Source organism: Exiguobacterium chiriqhucha RW-2, from assembly GCF_000416965.1.
Taxonomy (GTDB): domain Bacteria; phylum Bacillota; class Bacilli; order Exiguobacteriales; family Exiguobacteriaceae; genus Exiguobacterium; species Exiguobacterium chiriqhucha.
Map to the genome: position 1 here is coordinate 569,464 of NZ_ATCL01000020.1, position 23,002 is coordinate 592,465.

General features: G+C 51.8%; 16 protein-coding genes. 12 read left to right on the forward strand and 4 right to left on the reverse strand.

Going from position 1 to position 23,002, the window contains the following annotated elements; genetic code table 11:
- The first annotated feature begins 151 nt into the window (after positions 1-151).
- The 3 genes from M467_RS27025 (at position 152) to M467_RS27035 (ending at position 7,068) form a co-directional block, all read left to right on the forward strand.
- Positions 152-901, forward strand: coding sequence for a TspO/MBR family protein (locus tag M467_RS27025; protein ID WP_021067322.1), 750 nt, complete (start codon positions 152-154; stop codon positions 899-901).
- A gap of 279 nt (positions 902-1,180) precedes the next feature.
- Complete coding sequence (gene gltB, locus M467_RS27030; RefSeq protein WP_021067323.1) at positions 1,181-5,620, forward strand: glutamate synthase large subunit; 4,440 nt, start codon at positions 1,181-1,183, stop codon at positions 5,618-5,620.
- On the forward strand, positions 5,617-7,068 hold the full coding sequence (locus tag M467_RS27035; protein ID WP_021067324.1) for a glutamate synthase subunit beta: 1,452 nt from the start codon (positions 5,617-5,619) through the stop codon (positions 7,066-7,068). Before gltB ends, M467_RS27035 begins: the two co-directional genes overlap by 4 nt.
- A 149-nt stretch (positions 7,069-7,217) precedes the next feature.
- On the opposite strand, the gene M467_RS27040 is transcribed toward M467_RS27035, so the two are convergent.
- The 3 genes from M467_RS27040 to M467_RS27050 all read right to left on the reverse strand — a co-directional run bounded on the left by M467_RS27040 (position 7,218) and on the right by M467_RS27050 (position 9,922).
- Positions 7,218-8,537: a Na+/H+ antiporter family protein gene (locus M467_RS27040; RefSeq protein ID WP_021067326.1), complete on the reverse strand. Its 1,320-nt coding sequence runs from the start codon at positions 8,535-8,537 to the stop codon at positions 7,218-7,220.
- 145 nt (positions 8,538-8,682) lie between these two features.
- Complete coding sequence (locus M467_RS27045; protein WP_021067327.1) at positions 8,683-9,396, reverse strand: YebC/PmpR family DNA-binding transcriptional regulator; 714 nt, start codon at positions 9,394-9,396, stop codon at positions 8,683-8,685.
- Positions 9,397-9,475: 79 nt separating this feature from the next.
- Positions 9,476-9,922 (reverse strand): MarR family winged helix-turn-helix transcriptional regulator, encoded by a 447-nt coding sequence (locus M467_RS27050; RefSeq protein WP_021067328.1) that lies wholly within the window; start codon positions 9,920-9,922, stop codon positions 9,476-9,478.
- A gap of 386 nt (positions 9,923-10,308) precedes the next feature.
- Between M467_RS27050 and adhE the strand changes: the two genes are divergently transcribed.
- The 7 genes from adhE to M467_RS27085 all read left to right on the forward strand — a co-directional run bounded on the left by adhE (position 10,309) and on the right by M467_RS27085 (position 19,627).
- Positions 10,309-12,900 (forward strand): bifunctional acetaldehyde-CoA/alcohol dehydrogenase, encoded by a 2,592-nt coding sequence (gene adhE, locus M467_RS27055; RefSeq protein ID WP_021067329.1) that lies wholly within the window; start codon positions 10,309-10,311, stop codon positions 12,898-12,900.
- 142 nt (positions 12,901-13,042) lie between these two features.
- Positions 13,043-14,233: a zinc-binding metallopeptidase family protein gene (locus M467_RS27060; RefSeq protein WP_021067330.1), complete on the forward strand. Its 1,191-nt coding sequence runs from the start codon at positions 13,043-13,045 to the stop codon at positions 14,231-14,233.
- Positions 14,234-14,336: 103 nt separating this feature from the next.
- Positions 14,337-15,248 carry an alpha/beta hydrolase gene (locus tag M467_RS27065; protein WP_021067331.1) on the forward strand — a complete coding sequence of 304 codons (912 nt, stop codon included), beginning with the start codon at positions 14,337-14,339 and terminating at the stop codon, positions 15,246-15,248.
- A gap of 139 nt (positions 15,249-15,387) precedes the next feature.
- Positions 15,388-16,134, forward strand: coding sequence for a DeoR/GlpR family DNA-binding transcription regulator (locus M467_RS27070; RefSeq protein ID WP_021067332.1), 747 nt, complete (start codon positions 15,388-15,390; stop codon positions 16,132-16,134).
- Positions 16,131-17,060 carry a 1-phosphofructokinase gene (gene pfkB / locus M467_RS27075; RefSeq protein ID WP_021067333.1) on the forward strand — a complete coding sequence of 310 codons (930 nt, stop codon included), beginning with the start codon at positions 16,131-16,133 and terminating at the stop codon, positions 17,058-17,060. Before M467_RS27070 ends, pfkB begins: the two co-directional genes overlap by 4 nt.
- The gene (locus M467_RS27080) at positions 17,057-18,964 is read left to right on the forward strand and encodes a PTS fructose transporter subunit IIABC (protein ID WP_021067334.1); all 1,908 of its coding nucleotides are present in this window, start codon (positions 17,057-17,059) and stop codon (positions 18,962-18,964) included. The genes pfkB and M467_RS27080 overlap by 4 nt, the downstream gene beginning before the upstream one ends.
- A gap of 141 nt (positions 18,965-19,105) precedes the next feature.
- Positions 19,106-19,627, forward strand: coding sequence for a GNAT family N-acetyltransferase (locus M467_RS27085; protein WP_021067335.1), 522 nt, complete (start codon positions 19,106-19,108; stop codon positions 19,625-19,627).
- Positions 19,628-19,703: 76 nt separating this feature from the next.
- Here M467_RS27085 and M467_RS27090 read toward each other — a convergent pair whose 3' ends face one another.
- Positions 19,704-20,339 (reverse strand): peroxiredoxin-like family protein, encoded by a 636-nt coding sequence (locus tag M467_RS27090; protein ID WP_021067336.1) that lies wholly within the window; start codon positions 20,337-20,339, stop codon positions 19,704-19,706.
- A 249-nt stretch (positions 20,340-20,588) separates the two neighbouring features.
- On the opposite strand from M467_RS27090, the gene M467_RS27095 reads away from it, so the two are divergent.
- Entirely contained in the window at positions 20,589-21,449 is an 861-nt protein-coding gene (locus tag M467_RS27095; protein ID WP_021067337.1) for an SDR family NAD(P)-dependent oxidoreductase, read from the forward strand.
- A 61-nt stretch (positions 21,450-21,510) separates the two neighbouring features.
- Positions 21,511-22,989: an AMP-binding protein gene (locus M467_RS27100; protein WP_235045187.1), complete on the forward strand. Its 1,479-nt coding sequence runs from the start codon at positions 21,511-21,513 to the stop codon at positions 22,987-22,989.
- Positions 22,990-23,002 lie beyond the last annotated feature (13 nt).

Genomic DNA, 23,002 nt, shown 5'->3' on the forward strand with positions numbered 1-23,002 from the left:
CGAAACGACTCCGGTTAAGGCCGGGGTCGTTTTGTTATGTCTTTAACAATTTATTCAGGAGCAAGTCGAGAAGTGTATGAGCGTTGGCACATGGGTATAGAAAACTATGCTAATAAAGGAGGTGTCAGGTCTTCTTCGGAGGATCGTACTTATGGACTTATCAAAATGGCCATTAATCAACTGGCTGGCATTTTTGGCGACGGTCGTCATCAACTACTTCGCGAGCGGTGAAAACGCTGCTGTGTCGGACCGCATCGACATTTACTTCAAACCGGCCGGCTATGCGTTCTCGATTTGGGGCGTGATTTATATCGCGCTCGCCGTCTGGCTCGTCTTGCAATTGAAGAAAGGGTCGGTCGCGAACCGGCAGGCGAATCGGATGAAAGCGGGCTTTCTCGTCTCGTGCATCTTGAACGGCCTTTGGTTGCTCACGTTCACGAACGAGTGGTTCATCGCCTCGCTCGTCGTCATGGTCGCTTTCTTGGCGACGCTCGCCAGGCTCTATTACATCGCCTTCCGGACGTCGACAAGTTGGCTCGATCGGTTCCCGTTCTCGATTTATATCGGTTGGGTTTCCGTCGCAACAATCGTCAACGTATTCGTCGTCATGAATCGGGAGCGGGTAACGACCGTGCTCGGGCTCGACGAACTTGCTTGGACATCGCTCATGCTCATGGTCGGGGTCGTCCTGGCGCTCGTCTTCATGTGGTGGCATCGTGACTTCATCTATCCGCTCGTCTTCGTCTGGGCGTACATCGCCATCTTTGCACGAATCGAGGAAGCGACGCTTTACGTCGTCCTCGTCAGTGCCTTGATTTTGCTCACGCTCGGTTATGTCGGCTTAATCATTTGGAAGAAGCCCCGGGCATTTTTACACCATTCCCGCAAGACGGTCGAATAAGCGAATGTAAAGAGAAGTGATAGTCTATGAGGCTATCGCTTTTTTGTGCGAATATTTAAGTTCTTTTGAACCTATATACTAATATATTTGATGGATAATTATTCTTTATAGATTATAAGTGATTTTCATAAATAGCTTGATAAAGCTAATGAATACGCTTTCAATTATGACTTAGACGATTTGTGTTATGCAGAATAGTATACAACCCACTTGATTTATCAGAATATTTAGAACAAAATAAAATTTACGAAACAAGTTCGAGAGAGAGGGGTTGATTCGATGAAGCGAACAGGCTTGTACGATTCACGATTCGAAAAAGACGCATGTGGCATTGGGCTATATGTCAACCTAAATGGAGAGAAAAAACATGACATCGTCAGTAAATCGCTGTCGATGCTCTGTAAGCTAGAACACCGAGGCGGGCAAGGCGTCATCGATGCCGGTGACGGCGCGGGAATCATGACCGAGCTGCCGCACGAACTGTTCCTTGAGACGATGAATTTGCCGACACCAGGTCGCTATGCCGTCGGAATGGTCTTTTTCCAACCGGATGAGTCGAGACTGCAGGATAAGCAACGTCAGATGGAAGCGATTGCCGACGAATTTGATTTCGCGACCATCGCCTGGCGCGAAGTCCCGGTCAATCCAAATGCGATCGGTGAGCATGCCCGCGTGACACAGCCGACCATCTATCAATGGTTCGTCTCGTGCCCGTTCGCGGACTATGACTCAAACGAGCGGACACTCTATCAGCTCCGGCGGACGATTGAAAAGACCGAAGCGTTGAACCTGTACATGCCGAGCTTGTCGACGAAGACGATCGTCTATAAAGGGATGCTCACGCCGGAACAAATCGAGCGCTTTTATCTCGATTTACAGGCGCCCTCCTTCAAGAGCACGTTCGGAATCGTCCATTCCCGCTTCTCGACGAACACGTTCCCATCATGGGAGCGGGCGCATCCTAACCGCATGATCGTCCATAACGGGGAAATCAATACGCTCCGCGGCAACATCGATGCGATGCGGGCCCGCGAAGGCGTGACCTCGACCGATTTGTTCGAGGACGTCAATCAGCTGTTCCCGGTCCTCCAAGAGACGGGGAGTGACTCGTCGATGCTCGACAACGCCTTCGAATTCTTCACCCGGACCGGGCGTTCGATCGCCCATACGGCGATGATGCTCATCCCTGAGCCGTTCGCGGAAGTGAAAATCGACCCGTTCAAAAAAGACTTCTATCAATATCATTCGTCGATCATGGAGCCGTGGGATGGACCGACCGGTGTCGTCTTCACGGACGGCCGTCAAATCGGTGCCATCTTGGATCGAAACGGATTACGACCGATGCGTTATATCGAGACGCTCGATGGTGAGCTCATTTTGTCGTCAGAGAGCGGCGTCATCCCGGTGCAAGCCGAGAATGTGAAGTCGAAGCAACGACTCCGTCCCGGGCAGCTGTTATTAATCGATTTGGAGTCGAAACGACTCATCCCGGACGCGGAAATCAAACAGACGATCGCACGGGCCGAGCCTTACGGTAAATGGTTGAAGCAGATGACCGAACTCAGCGATGGACCGGTCGACGAGCCGTTCGTCGCCGACCTGCATCGGAAGCAACGTGCGTTCGGATACACGAAAGAGGACATTGAACAATATCTCGTCCCGCTCATCCTCGAGAAAAAAGATCCAATCGGGTCGATGGGACATGACCAACCGGTCGCGGTGTTGTCTGAGCGGCCACGCTCTTTGTTCCATTACTTCAAACAGCACTTCGCCCAAGTCACGAACCCGCCGATCGATGCATTGCGTGAGAAAATCGTCACGGCGACATTCACATGGCTCGGGCCACAAGCGAACCCGGTCCATACCGGCCGTGGTCACGCCCGTCGCGTCTGGCTCAAGCACCCGTTCCTCGATGCGGCCGCACTCGAAAAAGTGAACGAGACGTTGCGCGTCGAACGGGTCGATACGTCATATACACACGATTTGGAGGCTTCGTTAGAGGCGTTGTTCGGGCGAGTCGAGACGCTCATCCGCGACGGTGCCGACGTCATCGTCTTGTCGGACCGAAACATGAATGAAGATATGCTCGGGATGCCAGCGCTCCTCGTATTGAGCGCCGTCCACCAGCACTTGATTCGCGTCGATCTACGGGCATCATGCAGTCTCGTCTCTGAGAGCGGTGAAGTTCGCGAGGTCCATCAAGCGGCCGCCTTAATCGGTTACGGCGCCGACGCCGTCTATCCGTATCTCGCCTATGCGACAATCGCCGAGGCGGTCGAAGCCGGTCAACTTTCGTACTCGTTCGATGAGGCGGTCCGCCGCTATCAGACGGCCTCGGTCGATGGCATCGTGAAAATCATGTCGAAGATGGGCATCTCGACAGTACAAAGTTACCGCGGTGCCCAAATCTTCGAGGCGGTCGGCATCGACCGCGCCTTGATTGAACGCCATTTCCGTGGGACGACGTCACAGTTGTCCGGTGTCGGTTTCACCGAACTTGAAGACGAGTCGCGCCGGCAGCACGAATCCGCCTATAAGCGCGAGAGACCACTCGAGGCCGGGACCGACTTCCAGTGGCGCGCCGATGGGGAAGAGCACGCCTTCAATCCGAAGACGATTCACCTATTACAACGAGCCTGCCGCGAGAACGAGCGCCGGTATTATGACGCCTACGTCAAGCTCCATGAGTCATCAGGTCAATTCTTGCGCCAATTGTTCGCATTTAAACAACAGGATGCAATTCCGCTCGACGAGGTCGAGTCGGTCGCATCGATCGTCAGTCGCTTCAAGACGGGAGCGATGTCGTTCGGATCTTTGTCAAAAGAGGCCCATGAAACACTCGCCATCGCCATGAACCGAATCGGCGGCAAGAGTAACTCAGGGGAAGGCGGGGAAGACCGGAAGCGGTTTACCCCTGACGAGGACGGCAGTGAACGCGTTAGTCGCATCAAACAAGTCGCGAGTGGACGTTTCGGCGTGACAGCCGAATACTTGTATCACGCCGATGAGATTCAAATCAAGATGGCGCAAGGGGCAAAACCGGGTGAGGGCGGACAATTGCCTGGGAACAAAGTATATCCATGGGTCGCCGAAGTCCGCGGCTCCGTCCCAGGTGTCGGTCTCATCTCGCCGCCACCACACCACGACATCTATTCGATTGAAGATTTAGCGCAACTCATCTTCGACTTGAAGCATGTCAATCCGAACGCGAAAATCAGCGTCAAGCTCGTCTCGAAGTCAGGCGTCGGGACGATCGCAGCCGGTGTCGCCAAGGCGAACGCCGATACGATTGTCATCAGCGGTTATGACGGTGGGACCGGGGCGTCGCCGCGGACGTCAATCAAGCACACGGGACTCCCGTGGGAGCTCGGTCTGCTCGAGACGCACCAGACGCTCGCGTTGAACGGTCTCAGGGGCCGCGTCACGCTCGAAACCGACGGCAAACTCATGACCGGACGCGATATCGTCCTCGCTGCCATCTTCGGTGCCGAGGAATATGCGTTCGCGACTGCACCGCTCGTCGTGCTCGGCTGCATCATGATGCGGGCGTGTCACCTCGATACGTGTCCTGTCGGTGTCGCGACCCAAGACCCGGCGTTGCGTGCGAAGTTCATGGGGAAACCCGAACATGTCGTCAACTTGATGACGTTCCTCGCCGAGGAAGTACGGGAGATTTTAGCCTCGCTCGGAGCGACCTCGCTTCGAGACGTCATCGGTCGGACCGATTTGTTGGAGGAGAGTGCCTGGAAACAAGCTCATCCGAAAGCGAAGACGCTCGATTTGACGCCGATGTTGTCGATTCCGACGGCTTTGCCGGAGAAAGAGGAGTTGGCCCATCCGGCTTATCAGTCGTATGATCACCGCAAATTGATTCCAGCTGTCTCGCGTTCCATCAAATCGCTCCAACCGACGTTCTTCGTCGGACGTGTCCGCAATACGGACCGCGCCGTCGGAACGATGCTCGGTCATGAAGTGACGAAAGTGCATGGCAACGTCGGACTCGCCGAGGACACGATTTCACTCCGACTCAGCGGTTCGGCCGGACAAAGCCTTGGTGCCTTCTTGCCGAACGGGATCACCATCTCGGTTATCGGCGACGCCAACGACTATGTCGGGAAAGGCTTGAGCGGCGGAAAGCTCGCCGTCATCGCCGAGAAACATGCTCCGTTCGAAGAGAGTGAACAAGTCATCGCCGGTAACGTCTGTCTCTACGGGGCGACGTCGGGGATGGCGTTCTTCAACGGTCACGTCGGAGAACGGTTTGCCGTCCGTAACTCAGGTGCCGTCGCCGTGACCGAAGGGGTAGGCGACCATGGCTGTGAATATATGACCGGCGGCACTGTCGTCGTCCTCGGAGATGTCGGGCGTAACTTTGGGGCAGGGATGTCGGGCGGGGTCGCCTATCTGTACGGGGACCAAGCGTACGAACAGCTCGTCAACCAAGAGCTCGTCTCGGTCGACCGTGAATTGACCGACGAGGATGCCGAACAGATTTATGCACTGCTCGAGATGCACCAGTTCCATACGGACAGTGTCAAAGCGAGAGCCGTGCTCGAGGCGTTCGAGCAAGAACGCAAACGTTTCGTCAAAATCGTGCCGCGTGACTATGCGAACGTGCTTGACGTCATGCGTCACATCGAGGCGACGCGTCCGGAATTGAGTGACGCCGACCGCGCCCTCGAACTATTCCGTGTCGTGACTGAAGGAGGGGGAGTATGAGACATAAATTTATCGATATCCCACGACAGACATTGCCGGAGCGTTCTGTCGTCGAACGGGTTCATGATTATAAAGAATACGCTTCCCGCATGGAAGACGGACCAATCGTCAAACAAGCCGAGCGCTGCATGGATTGCGGCACCCCGTTCTGTCACGTCGGGGACATGATCGGACAAGAGACGATCGGTTGTCCGATACACAACTTGATTCCGGAGTGGAACAAGCTTGTCTCGGATCAAGATTGGTATCGGGCCTTCGAGCGATTGATGGAGACGAATAACTTCCCGGAGTTCACGGGTCGTGTCTGTCCGGCGCCGTGTGAAGGCTCGTGTACGCTCGGCATCAGTGAGGACCCGGTCGCCATCAAATCGATTGAACGGACAATTATCGACCGGGCGTTCGAGGAAGGCTGGGTCAAACCTCGTCACGTCCAGAAACGGACCGGACGCCGTGTCGCCATCATCGGCAGCGGGCCGGCCGGGCTCGCGGCGGCCGATCAGTTGAATCAGCTCGGTCATGCGGTCACGATTTATGAGAAAGCGGATGAGGCGGGCGGCCTGTTGTTCTATGGCATCCCGAACATGAAGCTCGAGAAAGATGTCGTCCGGCGTCGTGTACGTCTACTCGAGGCGGAGGGGATCCGCTTCAAGACGGGCGTCAACGTCGGGACCGATGTGACGATCGAGTCACTCCGTCACACGTACGATGCCGTCATTCTCGCGACGGGGGCTCAAAAGCAACGTACGCTCGGCATCGATGGGGATGATGCCACAGGCGTTGAGCCGGCGATGGATTATTTGACCGAGTCGACGCGTACGCTCGGCGGAAAATCGCTCGACGCCCGATACGACGCGAACGGGAAAGACGTCATCGTCATCGGTGGCGGAGACACGGGCGCGGACTGTGTGGCGACGGCGATCCGTCAAGGCGCCAAGTCGGTGACACAGTTCGGGAAGCACCCGGAGAAAGGCATGTTCCGGGCGCCGGAACGGCCATGGCCGCTCCAGCCGGACACGTTGTCGACCGATTACGCTTATGCGGAAGCAATCGAATACTTCGACCGTGACCCGCGTACGTATTTAATTCGTTCGAACCGGGTCATCAAACAAGGGGATCAGGTCGTCGGGATTGAGACGGAACGGATGGAGAAAATCGTCAAACCGGACGGACAGGCGACATTCTTCGTCGTCGACGGTTCGGTCGAGACGTATCCAGCCGATCTCGTGCTTGTCGCCATCGGATTCGAACGACCGGAACGTGAACTCCGGAAGGTCGGCATCGAGGCGAACCATGACTATACGTCGAACGTCGAAGGTGTGTTTGTCGCAGGGGATGCGAGACGGGGACAAAGTTTGATCGTTTGGGCGATCCGGGAAGGCCGCGAAGTCGCGGATACCGTCGACGGATACTTGAACACTTGTCAACAACAGCTAAAAACTTCATCATAAAAAGGAGCGACGCGATGTCGCTCCTTTTTTACATGGATATTTAGGAGGAGTTAGCAATGATTATCGAAATCCTCATGTATACCGGGATTTGGTTCTTACTCGTGCTCGTCTTGCTCGGCACGATTTATGCGCGGCGCAATCGGAAGTGATTACAATACCATGGCGGCAATCAAACCGAAGATGATGAGCGGGATATTGTAGTGAAGGAACGTCGGCCACACCGTCTCACGCAAGTGGTCGTGTTGACCGTCGGCGTTCAAGCCACTCGTCGGGCCGAGTGTCGAGTCACTCGCTGGGCTACCGGCGTCACCGAGCGCACCGGCCGTCCCGATGATGGCGATTGTCGCCTCGACCGAGAAACCGTACTGGATGCAAAGCGGGACGAAGATGGCCGCGATGATTGGAACCGTCGAGAAACTCGAACCGATGCCGAGCGTGATGACGAGTCCGACGAGGAGCATGACGAGTGCGGCGACAAATTGTGAGTCACCCATAATGCCGCTCGCACCACTGACGAGTGGTTCGATGGCACCGGTCGCGCGGATGACGGCGGCGAAACCGCTTGCTGCAATCATGACGAAGCCGATAAATGCCATCATGCGCATGCCGCTCGTGAAGATGTCATCGGCCTCTGACCAAGGGATGAGGCGAAGTAACGTCAACAAGATGAGTCCTGTGACGGCCGAGGCGATCATCGACTCGGTTTGAAGCTGTACGACGAGCACGACGAGGATGACAGCGGCCGTGAGCCAAATCTTGAGCGGGCTCAACGTCCGGACCTCATAGTCGCTTGGTCCGAGTTGAATCGTCTCATACGAACGCGGCTTCCGATAGTGGAAGAAGGCGGTGATGAGACCGACGAGCATACCGAGGGCCGGGATGGCCATGATGCTGACGATGTTGACATCACCGACGGTCATGCCGTTCGTTTCCACGTTCGGCAGCAAAATCTCATTCAAGTAAATGCCACCGAATCCGACCGGGAGTAACATGTACGGGGTGACGAGACCGAATGTGAGAATCGTCGCCACGAGACGGCGGTCGAGCTTCAACTCGTTAAATAGCACGAGGAGCGGCGGGATGACGATTGGGATGAACGCGATGTGAATCGGTAGCGCGTTCTGCGAACTGATTGCTAGTAATAAGAGGAACGATAGCAACAATGCCTTGACCCGGGTCACACTTTTGCCTGTGACGTCACGGCCTGACATGCTGATCAACTTTTCAGCCAGGACATCTGGGAGCCCTGTTTTTGATAGACCGACGGCAAATGCGCCGAGCAACGCGTAACTGAGGGCGATCGTCGCGCCTCCGCCGAGACCGTCACTGAAGGCGGTCAACGTCTCATTAAACCCGAGACCTCCGACCAGACCACCGACGACCGCGGCAAGGATGAGCGATAAGACGATGTGAACTCGACTGATCGCAAGAGCGAATAATACGATAACAGCTAATAAGACAGCATTCATCATTTCCAACACCTTTCATTCAAAACTCTTTCTCTTGTTATCACTTTAATATGATAAAGACTTTTGAAATTTAACATACGTGTTTCGGGTTGTCAAATTGATTGTTCAAAAAAAGCGATAACTCCGAAAAGTTATCGCTCGTTCGTCATCCTTCAACGTTATGGTATACCTGGCGCACGTCTTCGAGGTCTTCGAGGACGTCGAGTAGTTTTTCGAACTGTTCTTTCGACTCGTCGTCGAGGGCAATCTCGTTTTGTGGCAGCATCGTCAACTCGGCGACTTCAAACGTCTCGATGCCTGCTGCTTTGAAGGCAGTCTGGACGGCATGGAACGCTTCTGGTTCTGCATAGACGATCACCGTCTCATCTTCTTCGATGACATCACGGACGTCGAGGTCGTGCTCCATCATGAGTTCGAGTACGTCGTCAGCAGACATGCCGTTGACACCGATGACAGCCGTCGCGTCGAACATGTAAGCGACCGACCCGCTGACACCCATGTTGCCGCCGTTTTTACCGAAAGCGGCGCGGACTTCAGACGCCGTCCGGTTGACGTTGTTCGTGAGCGTGTCGACGATGAGCATCGAGCCGTTCGGTCCGAATCCTTCATAGCGGAGCTCATCGAAGTTCTCTTCGTCGCCGCCCTTCGCTTTGTCGATGGCGCGGTCGATGATTGCGCGCGGGACGTTGTACGTCTTCGCTCGTTCGACGACGAACTTGAGTGCTTGGTTTGATTCTGGATCTGGTTCCCCTTGACGGGCGACTACGTAGATTTCACGGCCGAACTTCGCATAGATGCGACTCGTATTGGCGTCTTTTGACGCCTTTTTCTCTTTAATGTTGTTCCATTTACGACCCATTACATGTCATCTCTCTTTCCATTGTTCGATTGATTCATCCTCGATTATATAAGAAGACGTGGATGTTGACGAGCAAAAATCATCCCTCGCTCTTATCCATCTTCTCGACGATCTCCGTCAACGTCTTCAAACTGTCGATCAGACGGTCCGTCTCTTCCTCGTTCAGAAACGCGAGACGGTCCTCGAACAGGCGACGGAACGAATCGCGACGCTCGCGGAGGACGAGTTCGCCCTTTTCGGTCAGTTGATTCCAGATGACACGACGATCGCGTTCGTCCGGGACGCGGGTGATGTAGCCCTCATCGACGAGCTTCGTGATGAGCGGCGTCACGTTCGGCGGGGCAATCGATAACGTCTCACTGATGTGTCCGTTCGTGACCGCGCCTTCATCTTCAATCAACATGAGGAGATGAAAGTGGGAAAAGTTTAAGTTTGGGATTTGCGGAAGGTCGGAACGACGTAATAACTTCCGGCGAATTAATGGGATCAGTTTCACGAACTGATCGGCTGCGTCTTGTCTCGGCATAATCATGTCACTTCCTAATTAGGTTCTTTCTTCATTATACACGACCGAGCGCAGGGTGGACGACCAATCCTCATCCCGTGACATTTTGCACAGCGCATTCGCCTCATCATGGACACAATGTATGTAAGCGTTTACATATCGCGTATGCTTTATTTTCATGAAAACGCATTCGATTTTACTGAGCGTCATATGAAAAAGCAAGCCCTATCCTCATTCTCCTAAAAAATATTGTGAAAGAGTTCACATTGTTGTCACGCACAAAATGCAAGAAACGTTGTATTCTATGAATGTGAAGGAAAGCACAAACTCTTCTCAAACCAACTGATTGCTCCGTGCTCTCCATCAAGTCAACAGTATAAGCTCTCATTCATGAGGAGGAAACCAACATGGCAGTTAAAGAGAAAGCAGTAGTAGAAACATCAGCAGAACAGATGGTCGACACGCTCGTCACTAGAGCCCACACGGCGCTCGAGACATTGATGACGTTCGATCAAGAGAAAATCGATACAATCGTTCAAGCGATGGCGTTAGCCGGTCTCGAACAACACGTCGCCCTCGCGAAACATGCATATGAAGAAACAGGTCGCGGTGTGTTTGAAGATAAAATGATCAAAAACATCTTTGCGACAGAATATATTTATAACTCACTCCGTGGCGAGAAGACGGTCGGCGTCATCGAGGACGATGAGCAAAACGGCATCACGTACATCGCTGAACCAGTCGGTGTCGTCGCCGGGGTCACACCGGTCACGAACCCGACATCAACGACGATGTTCAAAGCAATCATCGCCATCAAAACACGTAACCCGATCATCTTCGGTTTCCACCCGTCGGCACAACAGTGTTCAAGTGAAGCGGCACGCATCCTTCGTGACGCAGCCATCGAAGCGGGAGCTCCGGAACACTTGATCCAATGGGTTGAAAAACCGTCACTCGACGCGACGAAAGCGCTCATGAACCACCCAGGAGTCGCCATGGTCCTCGCAACTGGTGGAGCGGCGATGGTCAAATCAGCCTACTCGACTGGTAAACCAGCCCTTGGCGTCGGTCCTGGTAACGTTCCGGCCTACATCGACAAAACAGCAAAAGTAAAACGTGCCATCTCGGACGTCATCTTGTCGAAAACGTTCGATAACGGGATGATCTGTGCATCTGAACAAGCGATTATCGTCGACCAAGAAGTGTACGAAGAAGTGAAAGCCGAAATGACGGCGCTCGGTTGCTACTTCTGCTCACCAGAAGAGAAAGCAAAACTCGAGACACTCGTCATTAAAACAGACTCTTGTGCGGTCAACCCGGAAATCGTCGGGAAGCCTGCAGCCTGGATCGCCGAACGAGCTGGACTTACAGTCCCGGCCGATACAAAAATCTTGATCGCCGAACTCGAGACGGTCGGTGCGACAGAGTTGCTCTCACATGAGAAACTCAGCCCAGTGCTCGGTGCTTATAAAGTCCAATCGCGTGAAGAAGGTTTCGCCATCGCAGAGAAGATGCTCGAAATCGGTGGTCTCGGTCATACGGCAGCCATCCACTCGACTGACGATGACGCCATCCTCGCATTCGGACTCCGAATGAAAGCTTGCCGCATCATCGTCAACTCGCCAACGGCACACGGCGGGATCGGTGACCTCTATAATGAAATGACACCATCACTCACACTCGGTTGTGGGTCGTACGGTAAAAACTCCGTCTCTGAGAACGTGACGGCGAAACATCTACTCAACGTGAAAAAGGTGGCGAGACGTCGCGTGAACATGCAATGGTTTAAAGTCCCTGAAAAGATTTACTTTGAGAAAAACTCGGTCCAATACCTTCAATCGCTCACATCGAAAAAACGGGCGATGATCGTCACGGATGAAATGATGGTCAAACTCGGATTTGCCGATAAAGTCGTCAAAAACTTGCCGGCTGGCGTCGAGTACCGCATCTTCGACCAAGTTGAACCAGACCCGTCAGTTGAAACAGTCATGCGCGGTGCCGAAGCGATGCGTCACTTCCAACCAGATATGATTATCGCACTCGGTGGTGGATCACCGATGGATGCCGCGAAAGGCATGTGGCTCTTCTACGAACGCCCAGAAGAGAAGTTCTCGAACCTTCGCCAAAAATTCATGGATATCCGCAAGCGGACGTACAAATTCCCGACGCTCGGTAACAAGTCGATGTTCGTCGCCATCCCGACAACATCAGGTACGGGTTCTGAAGTGACACCGTTCACGGTCATCACGGATAAGAAACGCAACGTCAAATACCCGATCGCTGACTATGCGATCACACCGGACGTCGCCATCGTCGACCCTGAGTTCGTCATGACGGTCCCAGCTTCAATCACGGCTGATACAGGAATGGACGTGTTGACACACGCCATCGAAGCGTACGTTTCGGTCATGGCAAACGACTATACGGATGGACTCGCGCTTCGTTCGATGAAGATGATCTTCGATTACCTCCCGAAAGCGTATGAGAACGGCAGTGACGCCGAAGCACGTCAGAAAGTCCACAACGCATCGACAATGGCTGGTATGGCGTTCGCGAACGCGTTCCTCGGTATCAACCACTCGATCGCACACAAAATCGGTGGCGAGTTCCATGTCCCACACGGACGGACGAACGCGATCCTCATGCCGCACGTCATCCGCTATAACGCGACACGCCCATCGAAACTCGCGGCGTTCCCGAAATATGAGTCATTCATCGCCGACGAGCGTTACGCTGAAATCGCGCGCTACCTCGGACTTCCAGCCAGCACGACGGAAGAAGGCGTCGAATCGCTCATCCAAGCGATCATCGAGCTCGGTCAGCGCTTGAACATCAAGCTCTCGTTCAAAGCCCAAGGCATCAAGAAAGCGGACCTCGACGCGAAAGTCGACAAGATGGCAGTCGACGCGTTTGAAGACCAATGTACGACGGCTAACCCGAAAATGCCGCTCGTTGAAGAATTGAAAGAGATCATGTACGCTGCTTACGAAGGCGTATAAGTCTTGCACCAATCAATCGGTTTCCCTCGTTCAGAGGGAGGCCGTTTTTTTTGTGAAAAAGAAATATACAATTGTCAGATCACTTAATATAATAGGATAATACAACCATTTATTGGTGAGTTTTTTTGATGGAGATACGCAGATGACAATTATGTACAGCTTACTGTCGGCACTATTTACCGTTTTTCTTTATTTCAATCCGCTTTCATCAACAAGTCCTTATGAAACGGCTGAATATTTTGCGTCACAAGATCGGGATGCAGATAGTTACGATAGTTTTGAGTTTTTTGACACATTTGGTACAGAGCTAGAAGTGAGTGCGAAGCGTGTCGTCCATTACGTGGAGCGCTCTACTTATTGGACGGACATTTATCTAGGCGACGAATATTTTGAAGGATATTCGAGCATGGCGCTCGAACAGGAGATCAAAGGTGAACTTTTACATATGAACTGGGATGACCCCATCGAACAAGTGGAAGGCAAAGTGATTGTGTTGCCGATGACAGACACTTCTCTCGAAAAGTCGCATACAGCCTATACGTCAGATTATTACGGGGTCATCGATAATGATGAAGCGGCCAACCGTTACTTAGGTAAACTCGCTGAAGCAGGGGCAGCCGGTTACGTCATTACACCGCATCCGAATGAACCGGATGAGAGCGGCTTCGTGATTGTTTCCTATACATTACCGATTGGGGGTACCGGAGTCGATGGAGAGGCGGCCAAAGCTTTTCGTGATGGCGAAATGATTGTCATCGAACCGTACCGCGAAGAAATACCGTATATAGAGTATGTTCAACAAGGGGAAGGGGATGAAGAAATTGTCATCATGTCTCGCCTTGACGCTTCGTGGAAAGGGGATCATGTCCTCTCAAGCGTTAGTGGGTCTTCCGTCCTTTATCATTTATTAGAAAAGATGGACGGTGTGAAAACCGATGCCACAATCCGATACGTTTTTTTAAATGGTAGTGGGTTTGGAGAAGAGGCAAGTGATGACTATCTCGCTCAATTGAAAGAGCGTCAACCATCGGTAAAGACGATTCTGCAGTTAGATGCCATGGGAACGGGCGACGACCCACTTTACATTCGAACGATTGGAATGAAACGCCACTCCTTTTTAGAGACAGAACCGTTCGACGCACTTGATTTGACGATATTAGGCAGTTCAAGTCTGGACAGCTACGGAGAAGCTGACTTACCTCTAGCCGTCCTGAGCGATTCGCGGTTGGCGGTTTATGACTTGCATACTGAATACGATAATCTAGATCGTCTATCCAATGAAGTGATGGAAGAGCAAGTTGAATGGCTGAAGCAGTGGCTGATCACTCAATGAAACGATTTTCCCCGAGACGTTCCTAATAAGAACGTCTTTTCTTTACGGATAAACACTCGTCCTCTCTTAAATACTTCGGTATGATGAAAGGGGAGGCGATACGATGGAACGACAACTGAACGTGACAACGAATTATGGACAACTGGCCGGTACGTGGATGACCCACGGCGAACCCCGTAAGACGGTCGTCCTGCTCAGCGGGAGTGGGCCGAGCGACCGGGACGGCAATTTGGGACCATCCCAATTCGGCACGTATAAAAAACTGGCCGAGGCGCTCTTTAAGATGGGTGTCAACGTCTATCGGTATGATAAACAAGGCATCGGTGAATCGGACGGTGATTTCAATAAAGTCGGGTTGCATGACCTGGTGACAGATGCGATCACCGTCGTCAATGCCATCAAACAGGAGCCAGACGCAGGGGACATGTATGTGCTCGGCCATAGCGAAGGGGCGGTCATCGCCCCGGCGGTGCAGCTCGAGACGAACGCGGCCGGACTGATTCTTCTCGCCGGATTCAACGATTCCTCGAAGAAGATGTTCTTGCTGCAAGCCGATGCGCTTGCTAGTGAAGTCGGTTCGGTGAAAGGGTTGAAAGGCATGTTTTATCGATTGACCGGCGTCCCGAAAAAGATCCGGCAACGACAAGACGACTTGCTCGAACGGTCACTGCGGACGAACGTCGCTGCGTTCAAATATCGAGGGCAGGTCGTGAACGCCAAATGGATCCGTGAGCATGCGTCGTACGACGTGCGTGAGCGGCTCGAACACATACGGGTCCCGGTGCTCGCCCTGACCGGTGACCGCGATGTCCAAGTCCCGCCGGAGCACGTCCATTCGATTCGGACGAAAGGGGACGTCGACAGCCACATCATCCATGACATGAACCACTTGCTCGTCGAACGGACGAGTCCGCACGCGCTCCTCACGTTGCATAAGGAATATCGGGACGCCATTGAGGCGCCGCTTCACCCCGAACTCATCCGTCGCTTGAACGATTGGTTGTTGAAACGATAATGAACTGTCAAAAACGGTCACTAAGTGACCGTTTTTTATGTTATAATTGTGAAAACGTTAAAAAAGATGAATGTTTTTGAATGTTTATGATTGTTTTTTAAATGAAAACGCTTTATATTAGAGCTACGGAGGGAATATGATGTTAACGAAGCAACGACATCAACTGATTTTGCAACGTCTGTCGGAGCAAAAGATTGTCAAATTGAAAGAATTGGTCGAGTTGACGGCATCGTCGGAGTCGACGATTCGCCGAGATTTGACCGACCTCGAAGCAGAAGGATATCTCGAACGGGTACATGGCGGCGCAACGCTCGTTGCCCGCTACGAAGAAGAGCCGACGTTCGAGGAGAAACGAGATCAACACGTCGATGAAAAAGTCGCGATCGCACGGAAGGCCGCGACGTTCATCGAAGACGGGATGTCCGTCTATCTCGATGCCGGTACGACGACGCAAGCGATGGTTCCTTTCTTAGATGGAAAAGATGTGATCGTCGTGACGAACAGCTTACCGATCGCCAACGACTTGTTCGACCTCGATATCAAAACGTTCGTGATCGGCGGTGAGTTGAAACGGTCGACACAGGCACTCGTCGGCTATAACGCTCGAGAGAGCATGATGAACTATCGGGTCGACCTCGCCTTTCTCGGCATCAATGGCGTCGACTTAGAAGCCGGGTACACGACCCCTGACCCGGAAGAGGCACTCGTCAAAAAAACAGCAATCGAATTGGCGCGCGAGGCATACATTTTGGCGGACGATTCAAAATTCGGGAAACGTTCGTTCAGCCGAGTGGCACCGCTCGAAGCGGCCACGCTCGTCACATGGAGCGACTCGTCAAGCGTCAGTTCGATTCAATCAATCACAAAGGTGGTGAACGCCCAATGATTTACACGTTAACCCTGAACCCCTCAATCGATTATTACGTGACACTCCCTGAAGTCGTCCTCGGTGAAGTCAATCGAATTCAAGAAACGACGCAGCGGGCCGGAGGCAAAGGCATCAACGTATCGTTCGTCTTACGTGAATACGACGTCGACACGGTAGCCCTCGGATTCGTCGGCGGCACAACAGGAGACTTCATCAAGAAGGCACTGACAGACAAAGGCGTCCAAACCGATTTCGTCGAAGTCGATGGAGAAACGCGCATCAACGTTAAGATTCGGGCGAAAGAAGAGACGGAATTGAACGCGAGCGGACCGGTCATCTCGGACACGGAACTTGATCGGTTGACGCGTCAATTCGATCATGTCCAATCAGGCGACATTGTCGTCCTCGCCGGCAGTATCCCGGGCAATCTACCGGATACGCTCTACCGAACGCTTGCCGAGACGGTCCGGGCGAACGGTGCCGAGTTCGTCGTCGATACGACGAAGGAAGCGATGCTCGAAGTGCTCGCGCTCCAACCGCTCATGATCAAACCGAACCATCATGAACTCGGTGAACTGTTCGACACAGACATCGAGACGTTCGAGCAGGCGCTCCCTTATGCGGAGCAGTTGGTCGAACGAGGTGCCCAAAACGTCATCGTCTCGTTTGCCGGTGACGGAGCTATGCTCGTCAATGCAACAGGCGCCTATACGGCGAACACACCGAGCGGCAAACTTGTCAACTCGGTCGGTGCAGGCGATTCACTCGTCGCCGGGTTCGTTGCCAACATTCTAGACCACGACGCAACTGAGGCGTTCCGCTACGCGGTCACGACCGGAAGCGCGTCTGCTTATACGTTCGGGCTGTGCACAAAAGAAGACGTGGACCGCTTGGTCGGCGAAGTCAGCGTCACCCCACTATCTCGATTGGAGGAAACAACATGAACATCACGGACCTTCTTAAAAAGGACACGATTCAACTGAATCTCCGCAGCCGTTCGAAAGCTGAAGTCATCGAAGAACTCGTCGACGTGCTCGACCGTGCCGGCAAACTCTCGGACCGAAACGGTTACCGCGACGCCATCCTCGCACGTGAAGCACAAAGCACGACGGGTCTCGGTGAAGGGATTGCCATCCCACACGCGAAGACGAAGGCCGTCAAACAACCGGCCATCGCTTTCGGCCGTTCCGAAGGTATCGATTACGAGGCGCTCGACGGCCAAGACAGCCGCTTGTTCTTCATGATCGCTGCTGGCGAGCACGCCAATAATGAACATTTGGAAACACTTTCGAAATTATCGGTCTTCCTTATGGATCCAGCGTTCCAAGAACGTCTCTATGCGGCCACGTCAGAAGATGACGTCATCCGCGCCATTGAAGAAAAAGAAGCAGCCGAGGCGGCTCCTGTCGCTTCGAAACCGGTGCAAGCAGACGCACCTTATATCCTTGCCGTCACGGCATGTCCGACGGGAATCGCGCACACGTACATGGCCGCCGATAGCTTGAAGCAAAAAGCGGAAGCGATGGGCGTCGATATCAAAGTCGAGACGAACGGTTCGACCGGCGTCAAAAACGAATTGACAGCGGCCGACATCGCGAAAGCGACTGCCATTATCGTCGCAGCCGATAAAGCCGTCGAGATGGACCGGTTCGCCGGTAAACACGTCATTGAAGTCCCGGTCGCCCAAGGGATCCGGAAGCCAGAAGAGTTGATTAATCGTGCTGTGAAACAAGATGGACCGGTCTATCAAGCGACTGGGAAGTCAGGTCAGCAAAAAGAACAGCGCACCGGTATCTACAAGCACTTGATGAGCGGGGTATCTGCGATGCTTCCTCTCGTCGTCGCTGGTGGTCTCTTGATCGCCCTCAGCTTCTTCTGGGGTATCAACTCGGCTAACCCGGATGACCCATCGTACAACGAATTCGCCGCTCAACTCATGACGATTGGTGGCGCAGCGTTCGGCTTCCTCGTTCCGATTCTTGCTGGTTTCATCGCGATGTCGATTGCCGACCGTCCAGGTCTCGCACCAGGTCTCGTCGCCGGGGCACTCGCCAGCCAAGGGAACGCCGGATTCCTCGGTGGACTCATCGCCGGTTTCCTTGCCGGTTATGTCGTCCTCTTCTTGAAGAAAGCGCTCGCGAAATTGCCGGCCACACTTGAAGGAATCAAGCCGGTCCTGTTGTATCCGCTTCTCGGTTCATTCATCTCTGGGATGATTATGTTGCTCGTCGTCAATGAACCGATTGCAGCACTCATGTCTTGGTTGATGGAGACACTTAACGGCATGAGCGGCGCAAACGCCATCTTGCTCGGTGTCATCGTCGGTGGTATGATGGCCGTCGATATGGGCGGTCCGATCAACAAGACAGCCTACGTCTTCGGTACAGCGGCACTTACTGCCGGTAACCAAGAAGTCATGGCGGCCGTCATGGCTGGTGGGATGGTACCACCGCTTCTCGTCGCACTCGCATCGACTGTGTTCGCCCGTCAAAAGTTCTCGAAACAAGAACGTGAAGCAGGCAAGACAGCGTATATCATGGGTGCCTCGTTCATCACGGAAGCCGCGATTCCGTTCGCAGCGGCCGACCCGATTCGGGTATTGCCGTCAGCGATTCTCGGATCAGCCATCGCTGGTGGATTGTCAGCCTTCTTCGCCATCCAATTGCCAGCGCCGCACGGTGGAATCTTCGTCTTCCCACTCCTTGAAGGAGCTGGAAACGTCGCTATGAGCATGGGTCTTTACGCCCTTGCGATTCTTGCCGGAGCCTTGATTGGAGCATTGCTCTTGTCATTCTTGAAAAAACCTCTAACATCGTCTACACAGGTTCAATCAAAAGACGTTGCATAAGTAATGAGAGACGTTGCCTCAGTGAAGGTAGCGTCTCTTTTTTTGTGGTGGAAGAACGATCGAAATTCACATAATCTTGGATTGTGAGTTGGGGATTTGTGGTAAACTATTTGTAAAGCTTCGGGTTAGGAGGGGGTCACATTGGACATTCGGGTCGCCAAACCAGATGATGTGTATGGGATTGCGAGAGTGCGTGTGAACGGATGGCGTACGACCTATCGGGGGATCGTACCAACTGAGTATTTATTAAAAGTTTCTTCCGGTTCCATCGAATGGGCAGAACGGTTGCGGACAGCGCTTCATCGGCAAGAAATAGCCGGTTTTGTGGCGATTGTGAATGATGAGATTGTGGGTTTCGTCCTTTACGGCGAAGAGCGAACAGGGGAGTATCCGAACCATACGAACGAAGTATATGCCATCTATATTTTGGAGAATCATCAAGGGAACGGAATCGGGTCCGCTCTTCTTGAACATGCCGTCCAATCCATGTGTGAGGCGGGACTCTTGATTTGGGCGCTTGAGATGAATCCGTTCCGTACATTTTATGAGCGGAAACAAGGACAGGTCATCGACCAAAAAGATCGGGAGTTTGGCGAATTGTTGCTCCGCGAAGTGGCATATGGTTGGGAAACGACCCGTCATGATTCAATTATGGGAGCCTAAGCTTAGTGACCGTAGAACTCTCTACGGTCTTTTTTAAAAACAGATGAGGAGATGACACGTGTCATCTCCTCACTTTTTACAATTTTCCGATGACTGTTTTCGGGTCGACACGTTCCGTATAATCAGAGGGTACATCACTGAATGAAATCGTGCCATCTGGTTGAATGATGAATGTCGCTGGCTTCGGAAGCTGCCAGTCCTCATTCCCGTTATGTGAATCAACGTGAAGTCCAGATGCTTCGTAAATCTCAATTAAGTAATCTGGCATATCAAAGACGAGATCGAATTGTCGTGCGACTTGGTTGTCCACGTCACTCAATACGTAAAAGTCGAGCTCGTTCTTTTCTTTCGTCGATAGCGAATAATCTGGCGTTTCCGGGCTGATGGCCACGAGTGTCGCACCTTTTTCCTCGATTTGTGCCAATTCTCGCTGATACGCTCGGAGTTCGAGGTTACAGTAGGGGCACCATCCACCGCGATAAAACGTGACGATAACAGGTCCTTTTTGAAGAAGTACCTTCAAATCGATTTGAGTTCCGTCCGCATGAGACAATTCAAACATCGGTGCTTGATCGCCTATTACTAGACCGGACGCCATCCCCGAATCTTTCAATTCTTGCGTCGCCTGTGCCATCAATCGTTGCTTTTCGGCTGGTGCCTTTTGTTTAAATTGTTCTTTATACGCTTTGATTTCTTCCAATAATGTATTCAAATCTTTACCCCCTTTTCCGATATGGTAACTTAACAAATTTGGGATTACAATTATGAGGATTTCCTTATAACATTACGTACAACACTTGAACGTGGAAATTAAAATCCCGTATTGACGCCTTTATGTGGAATGTATTCACGATATCCTTACCTATTTCATGAATCGGATAATAATGGTAAAATTTATGAAATGAATTAGTGAGAAGCTAACTAATCAAATCACGATATTTTATAAAAAGGTGCTGGCGACATGCATAACTACACTCTATTGGAGAGAGCCCTGTTTTTATCGCCTTCCTTCAATTTTGAGAAGATGAAAAAAGAAATGGATGGGAAGACTGTCCTGATTACTGGAGCGAGTTCAGGGATTGGCAAAGAGTTTGCCTATCTATTAGCGGAAACGACTGCGCATCTGATTCTAGTGGCCCGCAGCGAAGCAAACATGAACATCATGAAAGTCGACATTGAACAGGCTACAGCCCGTGTAACAGTATTCCCGGCAGATTTGCGAAATGAAGAGGAACGAAAAGGCTTGCTGGCATTTCTGCATCAATTGACGAACGGATTAGATGTTGTCGTCAGCAATGCCGGCATCTCCATAAACCGTCCAATCGCCCATTCGCTGGATCGTTACCATGACTTCACACGTACAATGGCACTTAATTATTTTGCCCCGGTCCAGTTATTGCTATCGCTCATTCCGATGCTTGCCAAGAATAATGGGCAAATCATCAATGTTTCCTCTATCAACGTCTTGTTATTCCCCATACCTTATTGGGCTGCCTACCAGGCGTCGAAAACCGCGTTTGATACGTGGTTGCGCTCGGCGGAGCCGGAACTGAAAGTTAAAAACATATACACTACTTCTATTTACCTGCCGCTCGTGAGAACACCCATGATTAAACCGACCATTGCTTATCAAAGTTCTCCTGCCATGTCACCGGTTCACGTGGCGGAAATGATTGGACACGCCTTGTATACGAAACGAAACGTTTATAAACCGTGGTGGCTGATTCTAGGTCAATGGGCTTCAGTTGTGTTCAGATCACCGTTATCCTTTATCGTTCTCAAGTTAGTAAAGAAAAAGGAGCGTGACAGAGACCATGTTTAATTTATTGAACATATTGTCGCAGCTCAATTTTCTTTCCCCATCGAACTTAGGACGTCTTTGCTTGGCAATCCGTCAAAACGGTGTAAACCTGATGCTTCTTTTTTCATTGACGGAAAAGACAGGAGGCCAAAAGACTGCTTTGGTGGATAGTCGGGGAACACTCAATTATGAGGAGTTGCAGAAGCGCTCTGAACATCTCGCTTCTCTTTTAGCAGAGAGGTATGGAATTGTTAAAGGACATAAAGTAGCGTTCTTCTGTAAAAACCATGCGGCGTTCGTGCAAGGCATTTTTGCTGCCTCACGGCTCGGCGCAGATATATACTTGCTCAATTGTTCGATGAGTCAACTACAGTTCGATCGCCTCGTGCAAGAACATCGTTTCGACTTCCTGATTTACGATGAAGAATTTAGTGGATTGATTGAAAAATCTTCATATCAACATGCGAAACTCGTCAGTTATCATGAAACACATGAATCCATCAACAGGTTGTCAACGTCGGTTCCACATCGAAAAGACAAACTGACGGCCTCTTCCAGCGGAAAGGTTGTCTTGTTGACCGGTGGTACAACTGGAAAGCCCAAACAAGTAGTTCACCGCCCATCCTTGTTTAATTTTCTAAATCCGTTTGCGGCTTTACTGAACCGATTGCAGCTGCCAACATACAACACGGCCTATATTGCAACGCCGATTTATCATGGCTACGGGATCGCTGTCCTGCTATCATTTCTGGCTTTAGGAAAGAAAGTTATCATTCAAGAGAGCTTTGATGCGAAAAACGCATGCGCCCTCATTCGGCAGCATCAAGTGGAAGTGGTCACGGTCGTTCCTTTGATGGTCCATAAAATGTTGAAGCACGATCAAGAAGCGCTCGGATCCCTGGTTTGCATTGCGTCTGGAGGTGCAAAACTAAATCCGGTTTTAGTGAGTGAAGTAACTCATCATCTGGGGAACGTCTTATACAACCTATATGGAACGTCGGAAGCCGGCTTGAATATCATTGCTACACCCAAAGATTTATATGATCATCCAGACACGCTTGGAAAAGCAATTTCGGGAAGCCACTTGCAGGTAGTCGTGGATGGAAAAGAAGTTGAACCCGGCAGGATTGGGCAATTTTGTATTCGGAATAAGTGGTCCATGAAAAACAGCCCAAACCTTTGGATTCAAACTGGCGATATGGGTTACCGGGACGAGAACGGTTATTATTTTCTATGTGGACGAACAGACGACTTAATCATTTCAGCCGGCAACAATATCTATCCCTCGGAAATCGAAGCTGCTTTGTGCAATCATCCGAGTGTCGAAGACGTCGTTGTCATCGGTGTGGACGATGTCTACGCTGGCCAAATTTTGAAGGCATTCGTACAGCTATATGCTGATAATAAAATGACGGAGGAAGCACTTTTGAGCTGGTTACGCACGCGAGTGGCTGCATACCAAATCCCCCGAGAAATCACTTTTGTTGAGAAGTTGCCGTATACACCTGTAGGCAAGTTGGATAGGAGACGAGTTCAAACAATGACTCGTGTTGAGGACTAAGTAATTAAAGACT

Excerpts from the sequence above, each read along its gene's own strand:
- M467_RS27060 (WP_021067330.1), top strand. The coding sequence starts at position 13,043 with ATGACAATTATGTACAGCTTACTGTCGGCACTATTTACCGTTTTTCTT.
- M467_RS27045 (WP_021067327.1), bottom strand. The coding sequence starts at position 9,396 with ATGGGTCGTAAATGGAACAACATTAAAGAGAAAAAGGCGTCAAAAGAC.
- M467_RS27070 (WP_021067332.1), top strand. The coding sequence starts at position 15,388 with ATGTTAACGAAGCAACGACATCAACTGATTTTGCAACGTCTGTCGGAG.
- M467_RS27065 (WP_021067331.1), top strand. The coding sequence starts at position 14,337 with ATGGAACGACAACTGAACGTGACAACGAATTATGGACAACTGGCCGGT.
- M467_RS27035 (WP_021067324.1), top strand. The coding sequence starts at position 5,617 with ATGAGACATAAATTTATCGATATCCCACGACAGACATTGCCGGAGCGT.
- M467_RS27050 (WP_021067328.1), bottom strand. The coding sequence starts at position 9,922 with ATGCCGAGACAAGACGCAGCCGATCAGTTCGTGAAACTGATCCCATTA.
- M467_RS27025 (WP_021067322.1), top strand. The coding sequence starts at position 152 with ATGGACTTATCAAAATGGCCATTAATCAACTGGCTGGCATTTTTGGCG.
- gltB (WP_021067323.1), top strand. The coding sequence starts at position 1,181 with ATGAAGCGAACAGGCTTGTACGATTCACGATTCGAAAAAGACGCATGT.
- adhE (WP_021067329.1), top strand. The coding sequence starts at position 10,309 with ATGGCAGTTAAAGAGAAAGCAGTAGTAGAAACATCAGCAGAACAGATG.
- M467_RS27040 (WP_021067326.1), bottom strand. The coding sequence starts at position 8,537 with ATGAATGCTGTCTTATTAGCTGTTATCGTATTATTCGCTCTTGCGATC.
- M467_RS27095 (WP_021067337.1), top strand. The coding sequence starts at position 20,589 with ATGCATAACTACACTCTATTGGAGAGAGCCCTGTTTTTATCGCCTTCC.
- pfkB (WP_021067333.1), top strand. The coding sequence starts at position 16,131 with ATGATTTACACGTTAACCCTGAACCCCTCAATCGATTATTACGTGACA.
- M467_RS27080 (WP_021067334.1), top strand. The coding sequence starts at position 17,057 with ATGAACATCACGGACCTTCTTAAAAAGGACACGATTCAACTGAATCTC.